This is a genomic window from Nocardia pseudovaccinii NBRC 100343 (assembly GCF_001613225.1).
GTDB lineage: Bacteria > Actinomycetota > Actinomycetes > Mycobacteriales > Mycobacteriaceae > Nocardia > Nocardia pseudovaccinii.
This window is the reverse complement of record NZ_BDBY01000207.1, coordinates 15,789-36,409: the sequence shown is the minus strand read 5'-3', so window position 1 is coordinate 36,409 and position 20,621 is coordinate 15,789. Positions and strand designations below refer to the sequence as shown.

Below are 20,621 nucleotides of genomic sequence, written 5' to 3'. Positions count from 1 at the left end.
CGGCCCCCGTTCGAAGTCAGTCGTTGCCGTGATCGTTCGCGAGTGCGCCGCAGATCGGGGACGCCAGCTCGTTGAGCTTGTCCAGCACCTCATTCAATGTGCGCAAGGGCAGCCCATGGCGGGCGCGCGGCGCGCTGTCCAACGGAGGGAACGCGATCCCCCGGGCGGCGGTCCGCTCGCGCGGGGTCACCGATTGCGGGACAAGCCGTCCGGCATCGACCAGCGTGCAGTACGCCGCCGCCTTCCACGCGCACCGATGAATCCGGCAGGCACGGTGCCTGCGCATCAGTTCGTGTGCCAGCTCGATGTCCGCGTACTCGCAGATCTCCGGCAGGGTGAAGGTCAATTCCTGGCTCATCACGCCGCACCCACCGCACAAGGCCCAGCGCCCGCTGCCCGTGCCCAAGTTGTTGCGGGACAGACGGTTTCGAGATCGAAGTCCTCGCATACCCGCGCCGGTTGATCGTCGACGTGAGCCAGGTCGTAGACAACGAGCGCGGCCACATCGAGCCCGGCCGCGATACCCAGGGCATATCCGATCGGATCGGACGTGTCCTGTGGCGGCCGTATCGTGTAAACGTACTGATAACCCAACGACGCGGCATGCCGCGCCACGGTGCTCGCATGCTCGGGTGCTGCGAGTCCGGACACGTCACCGCGCACGAATCCGACAGCTTTCGGCCGCGCACTTCGGCGTGTATCCAGTTCTGCCACTTGCTTATTCGCTAGCATTGCGAACCTCCGGTCGTATCGAGTCTTTGGGCACCCGGCGTCGAATGGGATGGAACCGTCGAGCCAGCGGGCGGGGTCTCGCATCGAAGCCTTCCGCCCGGGCGCCTCCACATCAGATCACTCGACCGCCGAATCGACACTGCCGAATCAGCAACTCTCCGAAAGTGATTCAAAACCGCAGGTTGCCTGCCACTATGGCAGTCGACCCCTGTCATTTCTGATAGTGCCAAGGAGCTGCGATGGTCTTTGCGGGACACACTTCACTGCCACGACGCCAGCTGGGACAGTTCGTCCGCCGACAGCGCGAGGCGAATACGTCCTTCACCCAGGAGGCGGTCGCGAAAGCGATGCAGTGGAGCCACAGTAGGTACGCGCGCTTCGAACGAGGAGAACCCGGCAAGGTGCTGGACCGGGATCTCGTCGAGCTCGGCAAGATCCTCGAAATCCCGGACCATGAAGTCGCGGCCATGATCGAGCTGGCTCGGCAGGTGGCCGAAAAGACTTGGTACAACCCGTACAACGATCTCATTCGCGCCAACCTCGACATCTACATGCGCTTGGAGACCGATGCGCGGTTGATGGAAATCTGGCGACCTGATCTGGTGCCCGGACTGCTCCAAACGGCCGATTACGCTGGCGCTTTGAATCGGATCCACTTCCCGAAGGAATCCGAGGAGGAGCACGATCGCCGGATCGAGTTGAAGATGCAGCGCCAGAAGATCCTCACCCGCAAGAAATCACCGGTCACCGTCGATCTCGTCCTGCACGAATGTGTTCTGCACACGATCGTCGGAAGCGAGGCGATCACAGCGGCTCAATGCCGACATCTTGCGGACATGAGCACCAACCCGAACATCTCGATCCGCATCCTGCCATTCAAGGCAGGCTTTCCACTTGGCACACCAGTCGGACCGTTCGTAATCCTCGACTTTGAACCCAAACCGAACGGCGTAGCCGAACCGACCGTCGTCTACGTCGAGAACTACTCCGGCGACATGTACCTTGAGGAAGAGACGGACGTCGAGCTGCACCGGCGAGCGTCTGCGACGATCCAGCACACAGCGCTGGATGCGGTGGCCAGCAGGGCACTGCTGCGGCAGGTAGCACGGAAGGACTCGAGACAGTGAGCGATGACCGCCTAGCGGGTGCGAAATGGTTCAAGAGCACCCGCAGCTCCGGAAACCACGAATGTGTGGAGGTGGCATTCCTGGACGGTGGTGGCATAGGGGTTCGTGACAGCAAGAATCCGACCGGCCCGGCACTGGTATTCACTCCGGGCGAGTGGGAAGCCTTCACCGCGGGCGTGCAAGACGGTGAGTTCAGCCGCCCCAAGGCGTAACAAGACCTGATCGTAGGCAACGGCCTCAACCCAACACGTAATGGACTGGGGCCGTTACTGTTTCTGCACTGGTGCCCATCCGGATAGGTTGCCGCGCCGTCAGTCTGGCTGGCTCGCAGAGCGCAGTCGAAGCGCGGCACGACACGCCCCGCGGCACCGTCATCTGACTGCGCTCGGCGGATCTCGATTATCCCAGAAGCTAGCTGGACGCCGCACTGGCAGCCTCTATCAATAATTTGCCTCAGAATCGACCTGCGCTCCCGCGCGCCTTTTATCAAGCGCGCGAAATCGTGGGCGAAAACCATACAGGCGCGCGCGAATCGGTACGCGGGACATCCTGAGGCTTGCTGCGCGCTGGCGGCGAATCCCACCCGCTGCGATCGGGTGTGGGCGATGGGGTTACGGGAAGACGTTCTCGGCCGGTTGTCGAGGGCTGGCGTAAGACAATCGGATGTACCGGTATGGGCCGCGGCGAGGACCGACGACCCCTCAGAACCGGCTTGTTCGGACCGGTGATCACCCGAGGTCGAAGGGCCCGGCGGCGATGACGGTGCCGAGCAGGCCGAGATCGACGCCGAGATCGGCGGTCGCGGCGACACACGCCGCGACATCCTTGCGCAGGAAAGGTGCCGCCAACTGTTCGAATTTCGGGAATCCACCGGTGCGCCGAATAGCACTGGCCGCGAAGCTGTTACCGCTGCACGCCGCCAGCGCATCCAGCAAATCGTTGTCCTCGATGCCCAATCGCCTGCCGACCTCCGCCCCGAGCGCCACCAGTTGCGCATTCGCGGCGAACAGTGCGTTGTTCACCAGTTTCACGCTCAATGCGCTGCCGAGCCCGCCCGTGGCGACAATTGTTCGGGCATAGGCCTCGAGCACTGAGCGCGCCGCCTCCACCGCCAACGCCGGACCGCCCAGCAGCACCGTCAACTTCCCCGCCGCGATATCTTCGGCCGAACCGCTCACCGGCCCGTCCAACAGCACCGGTCCGTCCGGATGCGTTGCGGCCAAATGCTTTACCGTCGACACCGCGCCCGTCGTATGCGAGACCACGACCGTATCCGGGGCCGCAGCCGCCAGCACACCGTCGGGGCCGCCCACGACGTCGACCAATTGCGCGTCGGAGAACACGCAGACGATCACAATATCGGCGACCGCGGCCGCAGCTGCCACCGAATCCACTACCTCCGCACCACATTTGCGCAAGCGTTCCCGCACCGCTTCCCGGCGCGCATGGACCACCACCCGATAGCCCGCACGCACCAGCCGAACCACCATCGGCTCGCCCATCTGTCCCGCACCGACAAACCCGATGACCTGCGACATACGCGCACTCCTCACTGAGATCCGCGGGCAACCCACACGAGGCTACCGTTGCACTTACGATAGACAATACGATATACATTTCGGCGGATCGGCGGTACAGCAATGAGAGGCCGGTTCTCCGCTCGCGGATATGATCCATCCGTATACGACGCCGCAGGCAAAGGAGAGCAAGTGACCAGCCGACTCACGGATAAGGTGGCGTTCATCACCGGAGCAGCGCGAGGTCAGGGCCGCGCGCACGCGGTGCGCATGGCGACCGAAGGCGCCGACATCATCGCCGTCGACCTGGCGGGCCCACTCCCACCAGCGGTTCCCTATGATTCGGCGACGCCCGACGATCTCGCCGAGACGGTTCGCCTGGTCGAAGCGACCGGCCGCCGCATACTTGCCTCCACCGTCGACATCCGGGACCTGGACGGATTGCGCAAGACCGTGAACGAGGGCATCGACACCCTCGGTCGCCTCGACACCATCGTCGCCAACGCCGGAATCTGCATCCCGGAAACCTGGGACGCGATAACCCCCGAATCCTTCCGGGATGTCATCGACGTCAATGTCATCGGAACCTGGAATACCGTCGTCGCGGGCGCCCAGCACATTATCGATGGCGGCCGCGGCGGGTCCATCATTCTGATCAGCTCCGCCGCGGGCGTGAAGATGCAGCCGTTCATGGTGCATTACACGGCCAGCAAGCACGCCATCACCGGAATGGCCCGATCACTGGCCGCCGAACTCGGCAAACACGACATCCGCGTGAACAGCGTGCACCCGGGCGCGGTCAATACACCCATGGGCAGCGGTGACATGGTCAACGCGCTGGGCCGGGCGTTCGAATCGAATCCGCAACTGGCACATATGACCACACCGTTCCTCCCGGCGTGGGTCGCCGAGCCGGAGGACGTATCCAATGCCGTGTGCTGGCTGGCCAGCGACGAAGCGCGCTTCATCACCGCAGCCCAGATATCGGTCGACCTAGGTTCCACTCAATACTGAGCTCAGCACTAAGGACATATCCATGTCGCTACTCGAAGGCCGCGTCGCCGTTGTCACCGGCGGCGCCCAGGGCATCGGACTCGCCATCGCCGAAACATTCGTGCGGCACGGGGCACGTGTGGTGGTGGGCGATCTGAATCCCGGTGAGACGCAACAAATTCTGGGTGCCGATGTCGCGCGTGCGGTGCGCTGCGACGTCACCCAGGCAACCGATATCGCAGCCCTGCTCGATACGGCGCTCACCGAATTCGGTGCGCTCGACATCATGGTGAACAACGCGGGCATCACCCGCGACGCGGCCATGCGCAAGATGTCCGAAGAGGACTTCGACGAGGTGATCGCGGTACATCTCAAAGGCACCTGGCACGGCACCAGGCTGGCCGCGGCGATCATGCGGGAAGCCCGGCGCGGCAGCATCGTGAACATATCCTCGCTCTCGGGCAAGGTCGGGATGGCCGGTCAGACCAACTACTCCGCCGCGAAGGCGGGCATCATCGGATTGACCAAGGCCGCGGCCAAGGAAACGGCCGGACACGGGGTACGGGTCAATGCCATCCAGCCCGGGTTGATTCGTTCGGCGATGACCTTGGCGATGCCCGAACATGTTTGGGCGCAGAAGATGTCCGAGATTCCGATGTCGCGCGCCGGTGAGCCGATCGAGGTCGCGAATGTCGCGCTGTTCCTGGCCTCGGACCTGTCCTCCTATATGACGGGCACCACGTTGGAGGTGACCGGTGGGCGGTTCATGTAGCCGCCGCGGGCCCGACCCGAGGTGTCGCTTCCCTGCTCCTGGAGACGAATTCCATGCGTGAAGTTGTGATCTGCGAACCTGTCCGCACCCCCATCGGACGCTACGGTGGATCGTTGCGGTCGCTGTCCGCGGCCGAGCTCGGCGTCGTCGCATTACAAGGTCTGTTGCGGTGCACCGGAATCGATCCCGAACTGGTCGAGGACGTTGTGCTCGGCCACTGCTATCCGAATAGCGAGGCCCCCGCCATCGGCCGCGTGGTCGCACTCGATGCCGGGTTGCCGGTCACAGTCGGCGGGGTGCAGGTCGACCGGCGGTGCGGTTCGGGTCTGCAGGCCGTCATCCAGGCCGTGCTTCAGGTGCAGAGCGGCGCCAATGAGGTGGTCGTCGCGGGTGGCGCCGAGAGTATGAGCAATGTCGCGTTCTATTCGCTCGATATGCGGTGGGGCGGGGCCCGCGGGGGTGTCCAGGTGCACGACGGTCTCGTGCGCGGCCGCGAAACGGCGGGCGGACAACACCATCCGGTCCCCGGCGGCATGTTGGAGACCGCGGAGAACCTGCGCAGGACCTACGAGATCACCCGCGAGGAGCAGGACCGACTCGCCGTGCTCTCGCATCAGCGCGCTGTCGCGGCGCAGCAGAGCGGCGCGAGCGCCGAGCAGATCATTCCGGTCACCGTATCCGCACGGGGTACGGAAAGCCGGATCGAGATAGATGAACACCCACGCGCCGATACCACCGTCGAGGCGCTGGCCAAGTTGAAACCCATTCGCGCACAGCTGGATCCGGATGCCACGGTGACGGCGGGCAATTCCAGCGGCCAGAACGACGCCGCCGCCATGTGCCTGGTCACCACGCGCGAGAAAGCCGAACAACTCGGGCTCACCCCGCTGGTCACCCTCAAATCGTGGGCGGTGGCGGGAGTGCGACCCGAGATCATGGGCATCGGCCCGGTGCCCGCGACCGAGGCGGCGCTGAGCCGGGCCGGGCTCACCCTGGCCGATATCGACCTGATCGAACTCAACGAGGCCTTCGCCGCCCAGGCCCTCGCCGTACTGCGCGAGTGGAAGTTCGGCGAGCAGGACCTGGAACGAACGAATGTGCACGGCTCCGGCATCTCGCTCGGGCACCCGGTGGGCGCCACCGGCGGACGAATGCTCGCGACCCTCGCGCGCGAAATGGCCCGGCGCGAACTGCGTTACGGCCTGGAAACCATGTGTATCGGCGGCGGACAGGGCCTCGCCGCCGTCTTCGAAAGGGTGGCATGACCAAGCGCGTTTTCACCTCGCTGGACCAGTTGCGTAACGCGATCGGCGAATCCATCGGACCAAGCCCGTGGCTGACTATCGACCAGGCGCGAATCGATGCTTTCGCCGAAGCGACCGGCGACGACCAGTGGATCCACGTCGACCCGCGGCGCGCCGCGGACGGACCATACGGTGCCACCATCGCCCACGGCTACCTGACGCTGTCACTGATCCCGCTGCTGGGCCGCGATATCTACGGCCTGGACTTCGGCACGGCCCGAATCAACTACGGCAGCAACACCGTTCGCTTCCCGTCGGCGGTCCGCTCGGGCACCCGAATCCGTGCCACCGCGACCATCGCGGACCTGCGCGTCGAACAGGCACGGGCACAGCTGACCGTCCGCTGGACCATCGAAAACGAAGGACAGCCCAAACCCGCATGCGTCGCGGAAACGATCACGGTGGTGGTGCTGTGAAACTCGCACGAACACATGGTCTTTCCGAGATCCAGACCGAAATCCTGAATACCGTCCGCGCATTCGTGGACAAGGAGATCATTCCCAGCGCTCAAAAACTCGAACACGCCGACACCTACCCGCAGGCCATCGTCGACCGCATGGCGCAGATGGGGTTGTTCGGCCTCATGATCCCCGAGGAGTACGGAGGACTCGGCGAATCGCTGCTCACCTACGCGCTCTGCGTCGAAGAACTCGCCCGGGGCTGGATGAGCATTTCCGGGGTGATCAATACCCACTTCATCGTGGCGTATCTGCTTCAGCACCACGGCACCCCAGAACAGAAGCAACACTTTTTGCCCCGGATGGCCACGGGCGAGATCCGCGGTGCGTTCTCGATGTCGGAGCCCGAACTCGGGTCCGATGTGGCCGCCATTCGCACGAAAGCGGTCCGCGACGAGGCGGGCGATTACGTCATCGACGGCCGGAAGATGTGGTTGACCAACGGCTCGACGGCGACACTGGTCGCGGTTCTGGTCCGCACCGACGAAGGGCGCGAACGTCCGCACGACAACCTCACCACCTTCCTGATCGAAAAGCCCGCCGGATACGGCACGGTGGCGCCGGGACTGACCATTCCCGGCAAGATCCACAAAATGGGCTACAAGGGCATCGACACCACCGAGCTGCTGTTCGACAACTACGTCGCGGCCGCGGACACGGTGCTCGGCGGCATTCCGGGCGAGGGCTTCAAGCAGATGATGGACGGCATCGAAGTCGGCCGGGTCAATGTCGCCGCGCGCGCATGCGGAATCGCCGTTCGCGCATTCGAACTCGGCGCCCGCTACGCCCAGCAACGCTCGACATTCGGCAAACCCATCGTCGAGCACCAAGCCATCGGTTTCAGCCTGGCGGAGATGGCGACCAAAGTCGAAGCGGCACATCTGATGATGGTCAATGCCGCCCGGCTCAAGGATTCCGGTGAACGCAACGACGTCGCCGCGGGCATGGCCAAATACCTTGCCAGTGAATTCTGCAACGAAGTCACCCAGGCCAGTTTCCGCATCCACGGTGGCTACGGGTATTCCACCGAGTACGAGATCGAGCGGCTGATGCGCGAGGCGCCGTTCATGCTGATCGGCGAAGGCACCAGCGAGATCCAGAAACGGATCATCAGCAAGGGCGTCCTGCGCGACTACCGCCTCTAGCCACCGCACCGACCGGCCCCGCCGGAGCAGGGCCGGTCGGAAGCTGTCAGACGCGTGCCAGACCGTCGAGGTTGTGCACCGTCAGACCCCAGTCTGCGATCAGATCCAGGCTGACGGTCACCTTTCCGGTAGTGTCCTCGGCACAGTCACACAGCGCGACTACCGCCTCGACCGTTTCCTCCACCGCCTCGAACATTTCGGGTGCCAACTGATCCCCCATCAGATCGGCCATTCCCTCACTCATAACGGCGATGCGCGGCCCGACCGCATTGACCCGGATCCCGGTGCCGTGCAGATCTCCGGCCAGACCGCTGGTCAGCCGGTTCAGCGCCGCTTTCGTCGTGCCGTAGAGCTCCATGGTCGATCCCTGCGGGCCGAGATAGAACGGCGGCCCGTAATGCAGGTTGGCGCCGAAGCTGGTCATATTCACGATCCAACCCGCACCCGCCGCGCGCATACCGGCCACGACCTGCTGGGTAAGTTCCAGTGGCGCAATGACATTGCACTCGTATGCGGTGCGTTGTTGGCGCGCCGACACCTCGGTCAACGGGACGGCGGCGGGTGAGACGGCATTGTTGACCAGGATGTCGACCGGCCCGCCGAGAATTTCGACGGCCTGCGATATCACCGTCGATCGGGCCTCCGGATCCGCGAGGTCGGCGACGATCGAGCCGACCCGATGCCCGTACGCACGCAGAGTGGCTTCGGTCTCGCGCAGGCTGCCCGGCCTGGTCGGGTGCTTGTCGAGCGTGCGGGCCACCAGCGCGACACGCGCGCCCTCCGCTGCCAGCCGCTGCGCGGTACCGGCTCCGATACCCCGACTGGCGCCGGTGATGACCGCACGCCTGCCCTCGAAACGACCTGCCATGATGTTCTCCTCTGGGAATGGGTTACGCGTGTCCGCGCTGACGGGCCGCAGTCGCGCTGCCCGCAGCGGTGAATGCTTCGAGGTCGTAGGTACGTCCCGTGCTGTGGGCGGCCTCGGCGGCCAGCGCATCCGAGGGCGACAGCTCCGCGCCCCGGCCATAGAGTTCGAGTATCTCCCCCACCGCCGAGGTCGCCGGTATGCGCTCGGCGAGTTCGAGGGTGAACGGCAACAAATCCTCATGCGGCACAACGTGATTCACCAGGCCGAACCGCAGCGCGGCGTCGGCGGCGACGAAGGCACCGGTGACCGATATCTGCCGGGCCATACGGATGCCGACCGCGCGCGGCAGCAGTGCGCTGAGCCCCCAAGTCGGCACCACGCCGAGCAAGGCATGCGTGTCGGCGAAGCGGGCACGCTCCGAGGCGATGATGAACGAGCAGCTGAGCGCGATCTCCAGCGCACCGGAGACGCACGCACCGTTCACCGCACAGATCACCGGTTTACGCGCCGCGCGTACGGCGGCGGCCGGATTGCTCTCGGGCGAGCTGGCCACCGCGTCGAGTTGTTTGTAATCGACCCCGGCACTGAATACCGGATCGACCGCGGTCAACACGACGGCGCGCACAGTGTCGTCGCGGTCGGCGTCGGCTATGGCCTCGCACAGGGCATTTCGCAAGGGACCGTGCAGTGCATTTTTCGAATCGGGCCGATCGATGGTCAGGACGCGTATCGCGTCCCGCTGCTCGGAATGAAGATATTCGCTCACGCTCTCGTCTCATCACATTTGTCGACGGTTGCCGGAAGGCGCTGCCATAGGATAAAACTACAGTGATTTCTTATCAGACTTCACGGGCTGGCCACAAGGGCTCGACCTGCCCGGGCGTGGTCGCAATGATCGAGAGGAAGAATTCCGGTGAAAGTGCATTTGCAGGTGGACGGGTTACCGACCGAAGTCCGCGACAGCGCCCGCGCGATCGCCGCGCTTGGCGCCGATGGAATCTTTTCCTTCGAGGGACAGCACGACGTCTTCTTCCCGCTGGTGCTGGCGGCGGGCGAAACCGATCTGGAACTGATGACCAATGTGGCGATAGCCGGGCCACGCAGTCCGCTGCATCTGGCACACGCCGCATACGACCTGCAGGTATACAGCGGCGGGCGATTTCGGCTCGGCCTGGGGTCACAGGTCCGCGTGCACATCGAAAAGCGTTACGGCAGCCAATGGGGAAAACCGGCGAATCGGATGGCGGAATCGGTCGCCGCGGTCAAGGCGATCTTCGCCGCATGGGAGCGCGAGGCGCCGTTGGACTTTCGCGGCGAGTACTTCACCCACACGCTGATGCCGCCCAACTTCGATCCTGGTCCCAACCCGTTCGGACCACCGCCGGTACTCATGGGCGCCTTGGGGCCGGTGATGACCCGCAGGGCCGCCGAAGTGGCCGACGGCCTGCTGGTCATGCCATTCAACAGCACCCGGCATTTCGCCGAGCGCACCGTGCCCGCCATTACCGCGGGATTACGGAAGTCGCGGCGGGGGCTGGACCAGTTCCAGGTCATCGCCCAGGCCATGGTCGCGGTCGGGCGCACCGAGGCTAAACTCGCGACGGCCGTCGATCGGGTGGCCTCGCTCATCGCCTTCTATGGATCGACCCCGCCCTACCGTGCGGTTCTGGAAGTGCACGGGTGGGAGCAATTGCAGCCCGAACTCAACGAGCTGTCGAAACAGGGCAAGTACGCCGAGATGCGGGCCTTGATCACCGAGCCGATGGTGCGTGCCTACGGGATCGTCGGCACTCCGGAGGAATGCGCGGACCAGGTTCGAGAGCGCTACGGCGAGTACGCATCCGATGTCTGCTGCTATTTTCCGGGCTATGCGCCCGACAGCGCCGATATCGCCGATCTGGTCAAAGCCCTGCGGTCCATCGCGGGAAATAGCGTGACAGGCGAGCGCACGTAGAATGCAACGATGGCCAAGCCGCTCATACCCGTCGAGTCGATCTACGATCATGCGCTGGCATTGCTGGATGCCGAGGGTACCGCTGCGCTGAGCACGCGGCGGCTGGCCACCGAACTCCGGATCTCGACGCGCACGCTGTATCAGCAGGTCGGCAATCGGGAACAACTCATCCGCGCCCTGGTGGCCCGGCATTTCTCGCTGTTGCGACTGGACTTTCACGAATACGAGGATTGGGAGTCGACGGCACTGCAGTGGTGCCTGTCCCTGCACGACGCATTGCGGGCACACCCGTACCTCACCGAATTGATGACGATCGACGATCGCAATGCGGTTATGGACTATGTCCACGATTTGGTGGATGCCACTCGGCGCGAAGGCTTTCCATTTCGCCTCGCGGTCGAGTGCTGTCGCGCGCTGGTCAATCTCACGATCAATCACACCATCGTGGAGGTTCGCGGCCTGCGTGAACCGAAGCTTTCCGAGGAATCCGCGGCGCGGGTGGATAAAACCGAGAAGAACTTCGCGATGTCGATTCGCTGGCTGCTCGCGGGCGTCCGAGCCGAAGCGCAGTCGGATAGTTCCGAATCCACCGACACCACGCTGGTGGCGCGGCCACCCGAGCGACGCGACAAAGCCGTGCGCTGAGGCCGAAAATACAACGATCGCCGTCCCGTAATTCGGAACGGCGACCGCGAAGTCCTGCCTACCGAAGTAGTCAATGGGATGGCTCGTGCGGAACAGTCTCGGTAACGATCCGCGGGGCGCCCTGCCAGCCGCAGGGCAGACCACAGGTCGGGTAGATCGTCGTCTCCACCCGACCTCCGACGAAGGTCCGAGTCGTACTTGATGCCTGCGCCGCATACCCGCACCGCGGGCATTTCGCGAAGTAGTTCAGGACCTCGCGAACCGTGCTGGCGATCGGCTCGTCGACAGCGCCGTGCGGACGTCCATTCACCGGCGGCGGTGGATCGAGGTGCCACCAACGCAGCCGCGCCTCCGAGCTGCGCGGCGCACCGGGCCGGGCTCCGCCCGCTGCCCCACCCATCAGACCCAACTCACCTGGGCTGGAATCGTTGCGCACCATCGATCCGCACGACCTCGCCGTTGATGTACGGGTTTTCCAGCAGGTGCTGAGCGAGCGAGGCGTACTCGTCCGGCGCGCCGAGCCGCTTCGGGAAGGGCACCGACGCGGCGAATTTCGCCAGCCGCTCCTCGCCCAGGAAGTCCATCAGCGGCGTATGGATGGTGCCCGGTGCGATGCTGTTCAACCGGATGCCCACCGAACTGAGATCCCTTGCGCCCGATAAGGTCAGCGAGATCACCCCGCCCTTGGCCGTCGAGTAGGCGGACTGACCGATCTGCCCCTCGTACCCAGCGATCGAGCTCGTCATCACGATCGCGCCACGCTCGCCGTTCGGCTTGGGATCCAGCTTCGCGATCCGGGCGGCGGCCAGGCGCAACACGTTGTAGGTGCCGGTGAGATACAACGCGATGGTGTCGGCGAAGCCCTTCAGCGTCGCCGGGCTGCCGTCCCGGTTGATGATGCGCTCCAGCACACCGAAACCACCGTGGGCGATAACCGCATACCGCAGCACACCCAGCTCATCCGCCTTCGCGAGCGCGGCCTCGATGGTCGCGTCATCGAGCACGTCGGTGCGCACATAGGCGACCTTGTTGCCGAGTTCATCGGCCAGCGCCGTCGCCTTCTCGTCGTTGACGTCGGCGATGACGACGGCGGCGCCCGCACTGTGCAACCGGCGCACCGTGGCATCGCCCAACCCACCGGCACCGCCGGTCACCAGTACAACTTCACCTTCGAACGACACAGCGTCTCCTTACTTCATGGGTCGATTGTGATGCGGCGCGCGAGCCGAAAGCCCTTACGCACCGGTCCATTCGGGGGCGCGCTTCTCGGCGAAGGCCCGCGCCCCCTCCTGCGCGTCCTTCGACTGGAACACCGGAATGACCAGTTCCAGCTGCTTCTGCCACATCTCGTCGGAGGTCCAGTCGCTGGATTTGACGAGGACCTCTTTGGTTTTCGCGACAGCAAGCGGCCCGTTCGCCGTGATCCGCTCGGCCAGGGCCAGTGCTTCCTCGAGCGCTTTACCGGGCTCGGCGAGCACGTTCACCAGGCCGTAGGCCGCGGCCTCCTCAGCCGTGAAATTGTCACCGGTCAGCGCCAGTTCGACGGCCTTCTGATAGGGGATGCGGCGTTGCAGCCGCAGCAACGCACCACCCGCAGCGACCAGGCCGCGCTTGACCTCGGGCACACCGAATTTCGCGGATTTCGAGGCGACGATCAGATCGGTCGCCAGCACCACTTCGGTGCCACCCGCCAGCGCGTACCCCTCGACCGCGGCGATGATCGGCTTGACCGGCGGCTTTTCGGTGAAGCCGAGGCCACGCCCCGGCACGATCACGATTTCACCGGCCGAGAATGCCTTCAAATCCATTCCCGCACAGAAATTCCCGCCGGCGCCGGTAACCACGGCGACCGACAGTTCGGGGCTTTCGTCGAGCTCGTCGACCGCGTCGGCCAGACCCTGACTGACCGCGGTATTGATCGCATTGCGCGCATCCGGCCGGTTGATCGTGATCACCAGGGTGCGCCCGCGGCGTTCCCGCAGAACCTCATCCGACACCGATAGCCTCCACTCGTTTCGACAGCTTTAGAAGCACTTACTATAAGTCATTCAGTATGACTATCGCGGGCCGGGCTTCGGTCCGCACTGAGCAAACCGGAACCCGGCAGAGGGTGGTCAGACCTCCACGATGAGCGCACCACCCTGCCCGCCGCCTGCGCACATCGCCGCAACGCCGATGCCGCCGCCGCGCCTGCGCAGCTCGTAGAGCAAAGTGGTCACCATGCGTGCACCGGACGCCGAGATCGGATGTCCCAGACTGCATCCGCTGCCCGAGAAGTTCACCAGCTCTTCGTCGATTCCATGCTCGCGCACCGCGGCGATCGGCACCGACGCGAAGGCCTCGTTGATCTCCCACAGCGCCACGTCGGCGGGCTTCAGACCCGCGCGGTCCAGAATCTTGCCGATCACCTTGCCCGCTGCGAGCCCGTTGTCGGCCGGGGTGAGGGCCGCATTGGCCCAGGCCCGCACCGTGCCGAGGACCTCGAGCCCCTCGGCCGCGGCATAATCGTCACCGACCAGCGTCACCGCCGCCGCGGCGTCGTTGATCCCGCTGCTGTTACCGGCCGTGATCGAGAAGCCCTCGATCTCCGGATGCAGCACCGGCAGGGCCGCCAGCCGCTCCAAAGTGGTATCGCGGCGCGGGAATTCATCGACCGCGAAGTCGATCACCGAACCGTCGAGCTGCTGGATCTTCATCGGCACGATCTCGTCGACGAACTTTCCGGCATCGATCGCGGCAACCGCGCGCTGATGCGACCGCAACGCCCACGCGTCCATCTCCGCGCGACTGATACCAGCCTTCTCGGCCGTATTCCAGCCGACGGTGATCGCCATGTCGAGGGTCGGCGCGTCCGGCGTCTCCGGATGTGACGGCGGCATCCACGGTTCGATGAACTCGAGCCCGGCCTTACCCGGCACCCGCCATTTCATTATCGGCGCGGTCGACAGCGACTGCACACCGCCCGCGACGATCACCCGCTCCATTCCCGACACGATGTGCGCGGCGCCGTTCCCGATTGCGGTGAGACTGCCCGTGCAGTGCCGATTGACCGCCTGTCCCGGCACGGTCAGCATGCCGCTGGCCACGGCGGCATGGCGCGCCAGATCGCCACCGCCGTAATTCAATTCGGCGAGTATGACATCGTCGACGGCGGCCGGGTCGATACCGGCCCGCCGGACCACCTCGGGCAGGATCGTGGTCGCCAGAGTTTCGGAGGGCACATTCGCCAGCGCCCCTTTGAATGATCGTCCGATCGCAGTCCTGACGGCGCTGACGATGACAGGTTTGGCCATATCTCTCAACCTCTGAGCTATCGAGCCGCACCCGAGGGCGCGGCGTTCTCAATTCTCTTTGTACACCTTACAGTTAGCTTTACAGTACAAGCCGCCATGTCACTACTCACGCGGCACGGCCACCAGCGGTACACCGAATCATCTTCGTGTACCTGCTATCTCGACGGGATCGTCCCGCCCCCGACGCGGGACGCTCATCGCGCGACCTCGACCATTTCGAAGTCGGATTTCTCGGCGCCGCAGTCCGGACACGTCCAGTCGTCCGGAATCTCGTCCCACCTCGTACCGGGCGCGATGCCGTCATCGGGCCAGCCCAGTTCCTCGTCGTATTCGAATCCGCAGATCAGGCAGCGGAACAGCCGGTGGGTGGTCGCCGTCTCGTTCATCGGCCCTTGCCCCATGGCACGGCTTTGACGAAACCGCCCGCATCCACCCGCAATTGGCTGCCGGTGATGTAGCGCGCGTCGTCACCGGCCAGGAAGACAACGAGATTGGAGACGTCCTGCGGTTCGATATAAGGGATGGGCATCGCCTGCATCGCGGGGAATGCCGCCTCGGCGTCCTCGCGAGTCGGCGACTCCTTATCGGGCCGGAAGACCTTGTACATGCCCTCGTTGTGCAGCATGTCGGTATTCACATTGGTCGGGTGAACAGCGTTCACCCGGATCGACTGCTTCGCCAACTGGATCGACAGATCGTTGACGTAGTGTGCGACAACCTGTTTCGCGAAGCTGTAGGCCGAACCGCCGGGCCCCTGCTTGGTGGAGCTGCCCAGTTGGGCCGCCAGCGATCCGGTCGCAATGATGGACGCTCCGGCACCGAGGTACGGGATGCTGGCCTGGATGACATTGAACACGCCAACCAGATCGGTATCGACGGTATCCGACCACGACTGCATGGTCTGGCCCTTGCCCATCGCGGAGATGCCCGCATTGGCCACCACGATGTCGAGCCGACCCAGCGCCTCGACACCCGCCGCGACGGCACTCCAGACCGCGCTGCGTTCTCGCACATCCACGATCACCGGATGGACACGGACGCCTTCCTTTTCGACCAGCCGCGCCGTCTCCTCCAGATCCTCCGGCCGGGCCAGCGGGTACGTATTCCCCTCGAGGTCGGCGCAGATATCCAGCGCGATGATGCTCGCGCCCTCGGCGGCCAGATTGACCGCATGCGAACGTCCCTGCCCGCGTGCGGCGCCCGATATCACCGCGACCTTGTTGTCCAATTTGCCCACGGGTTACACCCTCTCCGTCATCCAGTGGTGGGCCGCGCTCCGGTAGTAGTCGCGGCGCCGCGAATTCTTCAGTGCCGCCTAACGATTCGGCTGCCGATCGTCTTGGTCTCCAGGTACTGCTGGAAACCCTCCAGGCCGCACTGGCGGCCGACTCCGCTGTTCTTGTAGCCGCCGAAGGGGGCGTCCGCGCCGTAGAACATGCCGCCGTTGACACCGACCGCGCCGGTCCGGATGCGCCGCGCGATACCGATGCCCCGCTCCGTCGATCCCGACAGCACCGCGCCGGCCAGGCCGTAGGCGCTGTCGTTGGCGATGCGCACCGCCTCCTCGTCGTCGGAGAACGGCATCATCACCAGGACCGGACCGAAGATCTCTTCCTGGGCGATCGGCAGTCTCGGATCGTCGCAGACGAATACCGTCGGCTGGACGAAATAACCACCGGCAAGATGGGGCGCCGGGTCCTGCACCGCTGCCCCGCCGGTGACCAGGCGGGCGCCGTCGACGGTCGCACGCGTGCACGCATCCAGGACGCGGCTGCGCTGTGCCGCGCTGATCACCGGGCCCACCAGCGTTTCCGGCAGTGCCGGATCCCCGACCGGCACCGCCTCGAACGCCGCCGCCACACTCGCGACCATCTCGTCGAACTTCGACCGGTGCACGAGCATCCGACTGGTCGCGGCGCATGCCTGACCCGCGTGCACGCAGACGCCGACCGCGCTGCGCAGTGCCGCCATCGGGTCGGCATCGTCCAATACGATCAGCGCCGACTTTCCGCCCAACTCGAGGAATGTCCGCTTCATGGTGTCCGCGCCCAACCGCATGAGCGTGCGCCCGACCGCGGTCGAGCCGGTGAACGAGATCATATCCACCCGCGGATCGGTCGCCAGCACTCCGGCGACCTCGTTGGACGGTGTGGGGACGACATTGACGACCCCCGGCGGAATATCGGTGCCCTCGGCGATGAGCCGCCCGAGTCGAGTGGCATGCCACGGGGTATTCGGATCGGGCTTGAGTACCAACGTATTTCCCGCCGCCAGCGCGGGGCCGAGCTTGTTGAGCGCGACCTCGAGCGGGAAGTTCGACGGGCAGATCGCCGCGACCACACCCACCGGTTCCTGTATCACGGTGCGCACGTTGCGGTCACCGAACAGGCCGCCACCCTCGAGCACGCGCTCCCAGCCGAATTCGTCGATCAATCGCGCCGGATAGCGCAGGGACTCCGCCAGCGGCCAGTCCAGTTGCGCATTACGCAGCGTCATCGCCGGAGCTCCGGCCTCGGCGACGAGTTCCTCGCCCAGCTCGTGCTTTTCGGCTTCGAGGGCTTGCTGCAATTGATCCAGGCACCGCTGCCGCAGCGCCCGATTCGTCGACCAGTCGGTTTCGTCGAAGGCCCGGCGCGCGGACGCGATGGCCCGCAGCATATCCGCCGAACCCGCCGCCGCCGTGCTACCGAGCACGTTGCCGGTTGCGGGGCTGATGTTGTCGAACGCGGCACCCGAGGCCGCCGCGACCAACTCGCCGTCGATCAGCATCCGGAATTCGGCTCGCTCTGCGGCGCGGCACCCCAATTCAACGATGGACGCCGACGCCTCCCCGACGATCTCGCTCACGACTCCGCCTCGCTGACGCACGGCTCCGTCGTGCGCGAAGGCGCACTGTACTGATGGTTCACTCGCTGACGCTCGCTCACGACTCCGCCTCGCCGACGCACGGGTCCGTCGTGCGCGACCGCGCGCTGGGTTGGACGGTTCGCTCGCTCACATGTCCTCCTGATCGTCGGGCAACAGTTACCGAGCGTCATCGCCTCGCGCGCGGCAGGCGGTGAGCTCCGGGTGCGCGGGAAGCAACGCTGATCCCCTTCGGACGACGTTGTCCGAGACCCGCCCGGGATTATCCATCCTGGATGCTCAACTGTAAGCATTACCGTATATTACTTCAAGACGGTGAGCAATCACAGGAAAGGGAGCTGCTATGTCGGGTCTGCTCAATGGCGTCCGAGTAGTCGAACTGGCGTCGTGGACGTATGTGCCCAGCGCCGGTGCCGCACTGGCGGATTGGGGCGCGGATGTGATCAAGATCGAGGACACCAGGGGCGGCGATCCGTGTCGCGCCCTGGTCGTCGGCGGCCTGGATCCCGCGCGCTCGCCGGTGCGGGCCAACTACATGATGGAACTCGGCAACCATGGCAAGCGCAGCATCGGCGTGGATATAAAATCCGAGCGCGGACACGAGATCCTCGGCAAGCTGATCGCAAATGCCGATGTGTTCCTGACCAATTGGCTGCCAGGGCCGCTCGAACGCGCCGGTTTGTCCATCGCACGAATTCGTGAATTCAATCCGAAAATCATCATCGCTCGCGGCAGTGGCCACGGCAGCCGCGGACCCGAGCGCGAGCGCGGTGGATTCGACGGCGCCAGCTATCTGGCGCGCGCCGGTGTCGCCTACGCCCTCACCCCGCCCGATGCCGAGTATCCGGTGGCCCAGGGACCAGCCTTCGGCGATCTCCAGGGCGGCATTACCCTGGCGGGCGGCGTCACGGCGGCGCTGTTCCACCGGGAGCGCACCGGACACGCCCCGATCGTCGACAGTTCCTTACTGGCGCAGGGCATGTGGGCCGTTGCCCCGGATATCGCGGCGGCCGATTACTACGATATCGACCGGATTCCGCCGAACCCGGCGGGCACCGCACTCAATCCCGCCGTCAACCGGTACAAGACGCGCGACGGCCGCTGGGTGCAGATGATGCTGCTGCAGGCGGACCGCTATTGGCAGGGATTCTGCGAGCGCATCGGCCGGGCCGATATGGCCACCGATGAACGGTTCGTTCCGCTGGCGAATCTGGTCGTCAACCACGAGGCCGCGACGGTCGAGCTCCGCGAGACTTTCGCCCAACGCGATCTCGCCGAATGGCAGAAGATCCTGGCCGACGAGCCGGGTGTATGGGCCACCATCGCCAGCCCGCAGGAAGTGCTCGCCGACCCTCAGGTGGCCGCCAATGGCTATCTGATGACATCGACCGACAGCGCCGGTAATTCCTACCGAACCGTCAGCGCGCCAGTGCAATTCGACGAGACCCCGGCGCCGCCGAGCCGCTCGCCGGAGTACGGCGAGCACACCGAGACCATCCTGCTCGAACTCGGCATGGATTGGGACGAGATCGTCGCCGCCAAAGATGCGGGCGCGGTCCTCTGAACCGGATCCCGTCGGCGATCCCGCCATGGCCCTGCCATGGGCTATATTGTAATCCATACTGTAATATCCACGAAGGAGTGTGGACGTGGACAAGAACGACATGATTCTGATCAGCGTCGATGACCACATCATCGAACCGCCGGACATGTTCGAAAACCACCTGCCGAAGAAGTACGCCGCCGACGCGCCGCGGTTGATACACACCGACAACGGCGCCGACATGTGGAAGTTCCGCGACATCGTCGTTCCCAATGTCGCACTCAATGCGGTGGCCGGGCGACCGAAGGAAGAGTACGGGCTCGAACCCGAAGGGCTGGACGAGATCCGGCCCGGCTGCTATGACGTCGACGAGCGCGTCAAGGATATGAACGCCGGCGGCATTCTGGCGTCGATGAACTTCCCGTCGTTCCCGGGCTTCGCGGCCCGCCTGTTCGCCACCGACGATTCGGACTTCTCGCTGGCCCTGGTGCGGGCCTACAACGACTGGCACATCGATGAGTGGTGCGGCGCCTACCCCGGACGCTTCATACCCATGGCGCTGCCGGTGATCTGGGACGCCGAACTGTGCGCCGCGGAAGTGCGCCGGTGCGCGGACAAGGGTGTGCATTCGCTGACGTTCACGGAGAACCCGGCGGCATTGGGCTACCCCAGTTTCCACGACCCGTACTGGAATCCGCTGTGGCAGGCCCTGGTCGACACCGATACCGTATGCAGCGTCCACATCGGATCATCGGGACGGCTCTCGATTCCCGCGGTCGACTCGCCGCCGGATGTGATGATCACGCTGCAGCCGATGAATATCGTGCAGGCCGCCGCGGATCTGTTGTGGTCCAGGCCCGTCAAGGACTATCCGGACCTCAAGATCGCACTGTCTGAAGGCGGCACCGGCTGGATTCCGTACTTCCTGGAACGCGTCGACCGCACCTTCGAAATGCATTCGACGTGGACCATGCAGGATTTCGGCGGCAAGCTGCCGTCCGAGGTTTTCCGGGACCACTTCCTGACCTGTTTCATCAGTGATCCGATCGGTGTGCGATTGCGCAACGAAATCGGCATCGACAACATCTCGTGGGAAGCCGACTACCCGCACAGCGACTCCATGTGGCCGGACGCGCCCGAGGCACTGCACGAGGTGCTGCAGCGCGAGCAGGTGCCCGATGACGAGATCGACAAGATGACCCACCTGAACGCCATGCGCTGGTACTCCTTCGACCCGTTCGCCCATGTACCGCGGGAGAAGGCCACCGTCGGCGCGTTGCGCGCGGCCGCCGGGGACCACGATGTCATCATTCAGGCTCGCAGCCACAAGTCGACCGCGGCGGAGGAGAAGCTGCGGCAGTTCCAGGCGCAGATCAAAGCCGCGACCGCCCAGAACGCGGGCTGA

At 64.9% G+C, this 20,621-nt stretch carries 22 protein-coding genes; 11 read left to right on the top strand and 11 right to left on the bottom strand.

The genetic code is table 11. The features are described from left to right. Positions 1–16 precede the first annotated feature (16 nt). Together NP3_RS26460 and NP3_RS26455 are read right to left on the bottom strand one after the other, a co-directional pair. On the bottom strand, positions 17–358 hold the full coding sequence (locus NP3_RS26460) for a hypothetical protein (protein WP_063044308.1): 342 nt from the start codon (positions 356–358) through the stop codon (positions 17–19). Continuing rightward, on the bottom strand, positions 358–714 hold the full coding sequence (locus tag NP3_RS26455; protein WP_063044307.1) for a hypothetical protein: 357 nt from the start codon (positions 712–714) through the stop codon (positions 358–360). The genes NP3_RS26460 and NP3_RS26455 overlap by 1 nt, the downstream gene beginning before the upstream one ends. A gap of 257 nt (positions 715–971) precedes the next feature. On the opposite strand from NP3_RS26455, the gene NP3_RS26450 reads away from it, so the two are divergent. Both NP3_RS26450 and NP3_RS26445 read left to right on the top strand, forming a co-directional pair. After that, the gene (locus tag NP3_RS26450; RefSeq protein WP_063044306.1) at positions 972–1,859 is read left to right on the top strand and encodes a helix-turn-helix domain-containing protein; all 888 of its coding nucleotides are present in this window, start codon (positions 972–974) and stop codon (positions 1,857–1,859) included. Beyond that, the gene (locus NP3_RS26445) at positions 1,856–2,071 is read left to right on the top strand and encodes a DUF397 domain-containing protein (protein ID WP_063044305.1); all 216 of its coding nucleotides are present in this window, start codon (positions 1,856–1,858) and stop codon (positions 2,069–2,071) included. Before NP3_RS26450 ends, NP3_RS26445 begins: the two co-directional genes overlap by 4 nt. Positions 2,072–2,587: 516 nt before the next feature. Here the strand turns inward: NP3_RS26445 and NP3_RS26440 are convergent. Further along, the gene (locus NP3_RS26440) at positions 2,588–3,397 is read right to left on the bottom strand and encodes an NAD(P)-dependent oxidoreductase (RefSeq protein ID WP_063044304.1); all 810 of its coding nucleotides are present in this window, start codon (positions 3,395–3,397) and stop codon (positions 2,588–2,590) included. A 171-nt stretch (positions 3,398–3,568) separates the two neighbouring features. Here NP3_RS26440 and NP3_RS26435 point away from each other — a divergent pair, with 171 nt between their 5' ends. From NP3_RS26435 to NP3_RS26415, 5 genes are read left to right on the top strand one after another with little or no spacing between them, the layout of a single operon-like run. Next, positions 3,569–4,390 (top strand): mycofactocin-coupled SDR family oxidoreductase, encoded by an 822-nt coding sequence (locus NP3_RS26435; protein ID WP_063044303.1) that lies wholly within the window; start codon positions 3,569–3,571, stop codon positions 4,388–4,390. A gap of 22 nt (positions 4,391–4,412) precedes the next feature. After that, on the top strand, positions 4,413–5,141 hold the full coding sequence (gene fabG, locus NP3_RS26430; RefSeq protein WP_063044302.1) for a 3-oxoacyl-ACP reductase FabG: 729 nt from the start codon (positions 4,413–4,415) through the stop codon (positions 5,139–5,141). A 53-nt stretch (positions 5,142–5,194) separates the two neighbouring features. Further along, the gene (locus NP3_RS26425; protein WP_063044301.1) at positions 5,195–6,406 is read left to right on the top strand and encodes an acetyl-CoA C-acetyltransferase; all 1,212 of its coding nucleotides are present in this window, start codon (positions 5,195–5,197) and stop codon (positions 6,404–6,406) included. Then, on the top strand, positions 6,403–6,861 hold the full coding sequence (locus tag NP3_RS26420; RefSeq protein ID WP_063044300.1) for a MaoC family dehydratase: 459 nt from the start codon (positions 6,403–6,405) through the stop codon (positions 6,859–6,861). Before NP3_RS26425 ends, NP3_RS26420 begins: the two co-directional genes overlap by 4 nt. Continuing rightward, on the top strand, positions 6,858–8,048 hold the full coding sequence (locus NP3_RS26415) for an acyl-CoA dehydrogenase family protein (protein WP_245721119.1): 1,191 nt from the start codon (positions 6,858–6,860) through the stop codon (positions 8,046–8,048). The genes NP3_RS26420 and NP3_RS26415 overlap by 4 nt, the downstream gene beginning before the upstream one ends. A gap of 46 nt (positions 8,049–8,094) precedes the next feature. Here the strand turns inward: NP3_RS26415 and NP3_RS26410 are convergent, their stop codons facing one another. Next, positions 8,095–8,916, bottom strand: a complete 822-nt coding sequence (locus NP3_RS26410; protein ID WP_063044298.1) for an SDR family NAD(P)-dependent oxidoreductase — start codon at positions 8,914–8,916, stop codon at positions 8,095–8,097. 22 nt (positions 8,917–8,938) lie between these two features. Then, a complete protein-coding gene (locus NP3_RS26405; RefSeq protein ID WP_063044297.1) occupies positions 8,939–9,682 on the bottom strand; it encodes an enoyl-CoA hydratase in 744 nt (247 codons plus the stop codon). A 147-nt stretch (positions 9,683–9,829) separates the two neighbouring features. Here NP3_RS26405 and NP3_RS26400 point away from each other — a divergent pair, with 147 nt between their 5' ends. Together NP3_RS26400 and NP3_RS26395 are read left to right on the top strand one after the other, a co-directional pair. Then, positions 9,830–10,870: a TIGR03617 family F420-dependent LLM class oxidoreductase gene (locus NP3_RS26400; protein ID WP_063044296.1), complete on the top strand. Its 1,041-nt coding sequence runs from the start codon at positions 9,830–9,832 to the stop codon at positions 10,868–10,870. A 9-nt stretch (positions 10,871–10,879) separates the two neighbouring features. Continuing rightward, positions 10,880–11,515: a TetR family transcriptional regulator gene (locus NP3_RS26395; RefSeq protein WP_063044295.1), complete on the top strand. Its 636-nt coding sequence runs from the start codon at positions 10,880–10,882 to the stop codon at positions 11,513–11,515. Positions 11,516–11,925: 410 nt separating this feature from the next. Here the strand turns inward: NP3_RS26395 and NP3_RS26385 are convergent, their stop codons facing one another. The 6 genes from NP3_RS26385 to NP3_RS26360 form a co-directional block, all read right to left on the bottom strand. After that, positions 11,926–12,696, bottom strand: coding sequence for an SDR family NAD(P)-dependent oxidoreductase (locus NP3_RS26385; RefSeq protein WP_063044293.1), 771 nt, complete (start codon positions 12,694–12,696; stop codon positions 11,926–11,928). A 54-nt stretch (positions 12,697–12,750) separates the two neighbouring features. Then, on the bottom strand, positions 12,751–13,512 hold the full coding sequence (locus tag NP3_RS26380; RefSeq protein WP_063044292.1) for a crotonase/enoyl-CoA hydratase family protein: 762 nt from the start codon (positions 13,510–13,512) through the stop codon (positions 12,751–12,753). 117 nt (positions 13,513–13,629) lie between these two features. Then, positions 13,630–14,808, bottom strand: coding sequence for a thiolase family protein (locus NP3_RS26375; RefSeq protein WP_063044291.1), 1,179 nt, complete (start codon positions 14,806–14,808; stop codon positions 13,630–13,632). Between the two features lie 194 nt (positions 14,809–15,002). Beyond that, a complete protein-coding gene (locus NP3_RS26370) occupies positions 15,003–15,194 on the bottom strand; it encodes a rubredoxin (protein ID WP_063044290.1) in 192 nt (63 codons plus the stop codon). Further along, a complete protein-coding gene (locus tag NP3_RS26365; RefSeq protein WP_063044289.1) occupies positions 15,191–16,045 on the bottom strand; it encodes a mycofactocin-coupled SDR family oxidoreductase in 855 nt (284 codons plus the stop codon). Before NP3_RS26365 ends, NP3_RS26370 begins: the two co-directional genes overlap by 4 nt. Before the next feature lie 68 nt (positions 16,046–16,113). After that, a complete protein-coding gene (locus NP3_RS26360; RefSeq protein WP_373864786.1) occupies positions 16,114–17,577 on the bottom strand; it encodes an aldehyde dehydrogenase family protein in 1,464 nt (487 codons plus the stop codon). Between the two features lie 439 nt (positions 17,578–18,016). Between NP3_RS26360 and NP3_RS26355 the strand changes: the two genes are divergently transcribed. After that, on the top strand, positions 18,017–19,237 hold the full coding sequence (locus tag NP3_RS26355) for a CaiB/BaiF CoA transferase family protein (protein WP_063044287.1): 1,221 nt from the start codon (positions 18,017–18,019) through the stop codon (positions 19,235–19,237). Between the two features lie 85 nt (positions 19,238–19,322). Continuing rightward, on the top strand, positions 19,323–20,621 hold the full coding sequence (locus tag NP3_RS26350) for an amidohydrolase family protein (RefSeq protein ID WP_157124560.1): 1,299 nt from the start codon (positions 19,323–19,325) through the stop codon (positions 20,619–20,621).

Coding starts and splice junctions, on each gene's coding strand:
- NP3_RS26450 (WP_063044306.1), top strand. CDS start 972: ATGGTCTTTGCGGGACACACTTCACTGCCACGACGCCAGCTGGGACAG.
- NP3_RS26395 (WP_063044295.1), top strand. CDS start 10,880: ATGGCCAAGCCGCTCATACCCGTCGAGTCGATCTACGATCATGCGCTG.
- NP3_RS26355 (WP_063044287.1), top strand. CDS start 18,017: ATGTCGGGTCTGCTCAATGGCGTCCGAGTAGTCGAACTGGCGTCGTGG.
- NP3_RS26460 (WP_063044308.1), bottom strand. CDS start 358: ATGAGCCAGGAATTGACCTTCACCCTGCCGGAGATCTGCGAGTACGCG.
- NP3_RS26370 (WP_063044290.1), bottom strand. CDS start 15,194: ATGAACGAGACGGCGACCACCCACCGGCTGTTCCGCTGCCTGATCTGC.
- NP3_RS26375 (WP_063044291.1), bottom strand. CDS start 14,808: ATGGCCAAACCTGTCATCGTCAGCGCCGTCAGGACTGCGATCGGACGA.
- NP3_RS26440 (WP_063044304.1), bottom strand. CDS start 3,397: ATGTCGCAGGTCATCGGGTTTGTCGGTGCGGGACAGATGGGCGAGCCG.
- NP3_RS26420 (WP_063044300.1), top strand. CDS start 6,403: ATGACCAAGCGCGTTTTCACCTCGCTGGACCAGTTGCGTAACGCGATC.
- NP3_RS26360 (WP_373864786.1), bottom strand. CDS start 17,577: ATGCTGATCGACGGCGAGTTGGTCGCGGCGGCCTCGGGTGCCGCGTTC.
- NP3_RS26425 (WP_063044301.1), top strand. CDS start 5,195: ATGCGTGAAGTTGTGATCTGCGAACCTGTCCGCACCCCCATCGGACGC.
- fabG (WP_063044302.1), top strand. CDS start 4,413: ATGTCGCTACTCGAAGGCCGCGTCGCCGTTGTCACCGGCGGCGCCCAG.
- NP3_RS26410 (WP_063044298.1), bottom strand. CDS start 8,916: ATGGCAGGTCGTTTCGAGGGCAGGCGTGCGGTCATCACCGGCGCCAGT.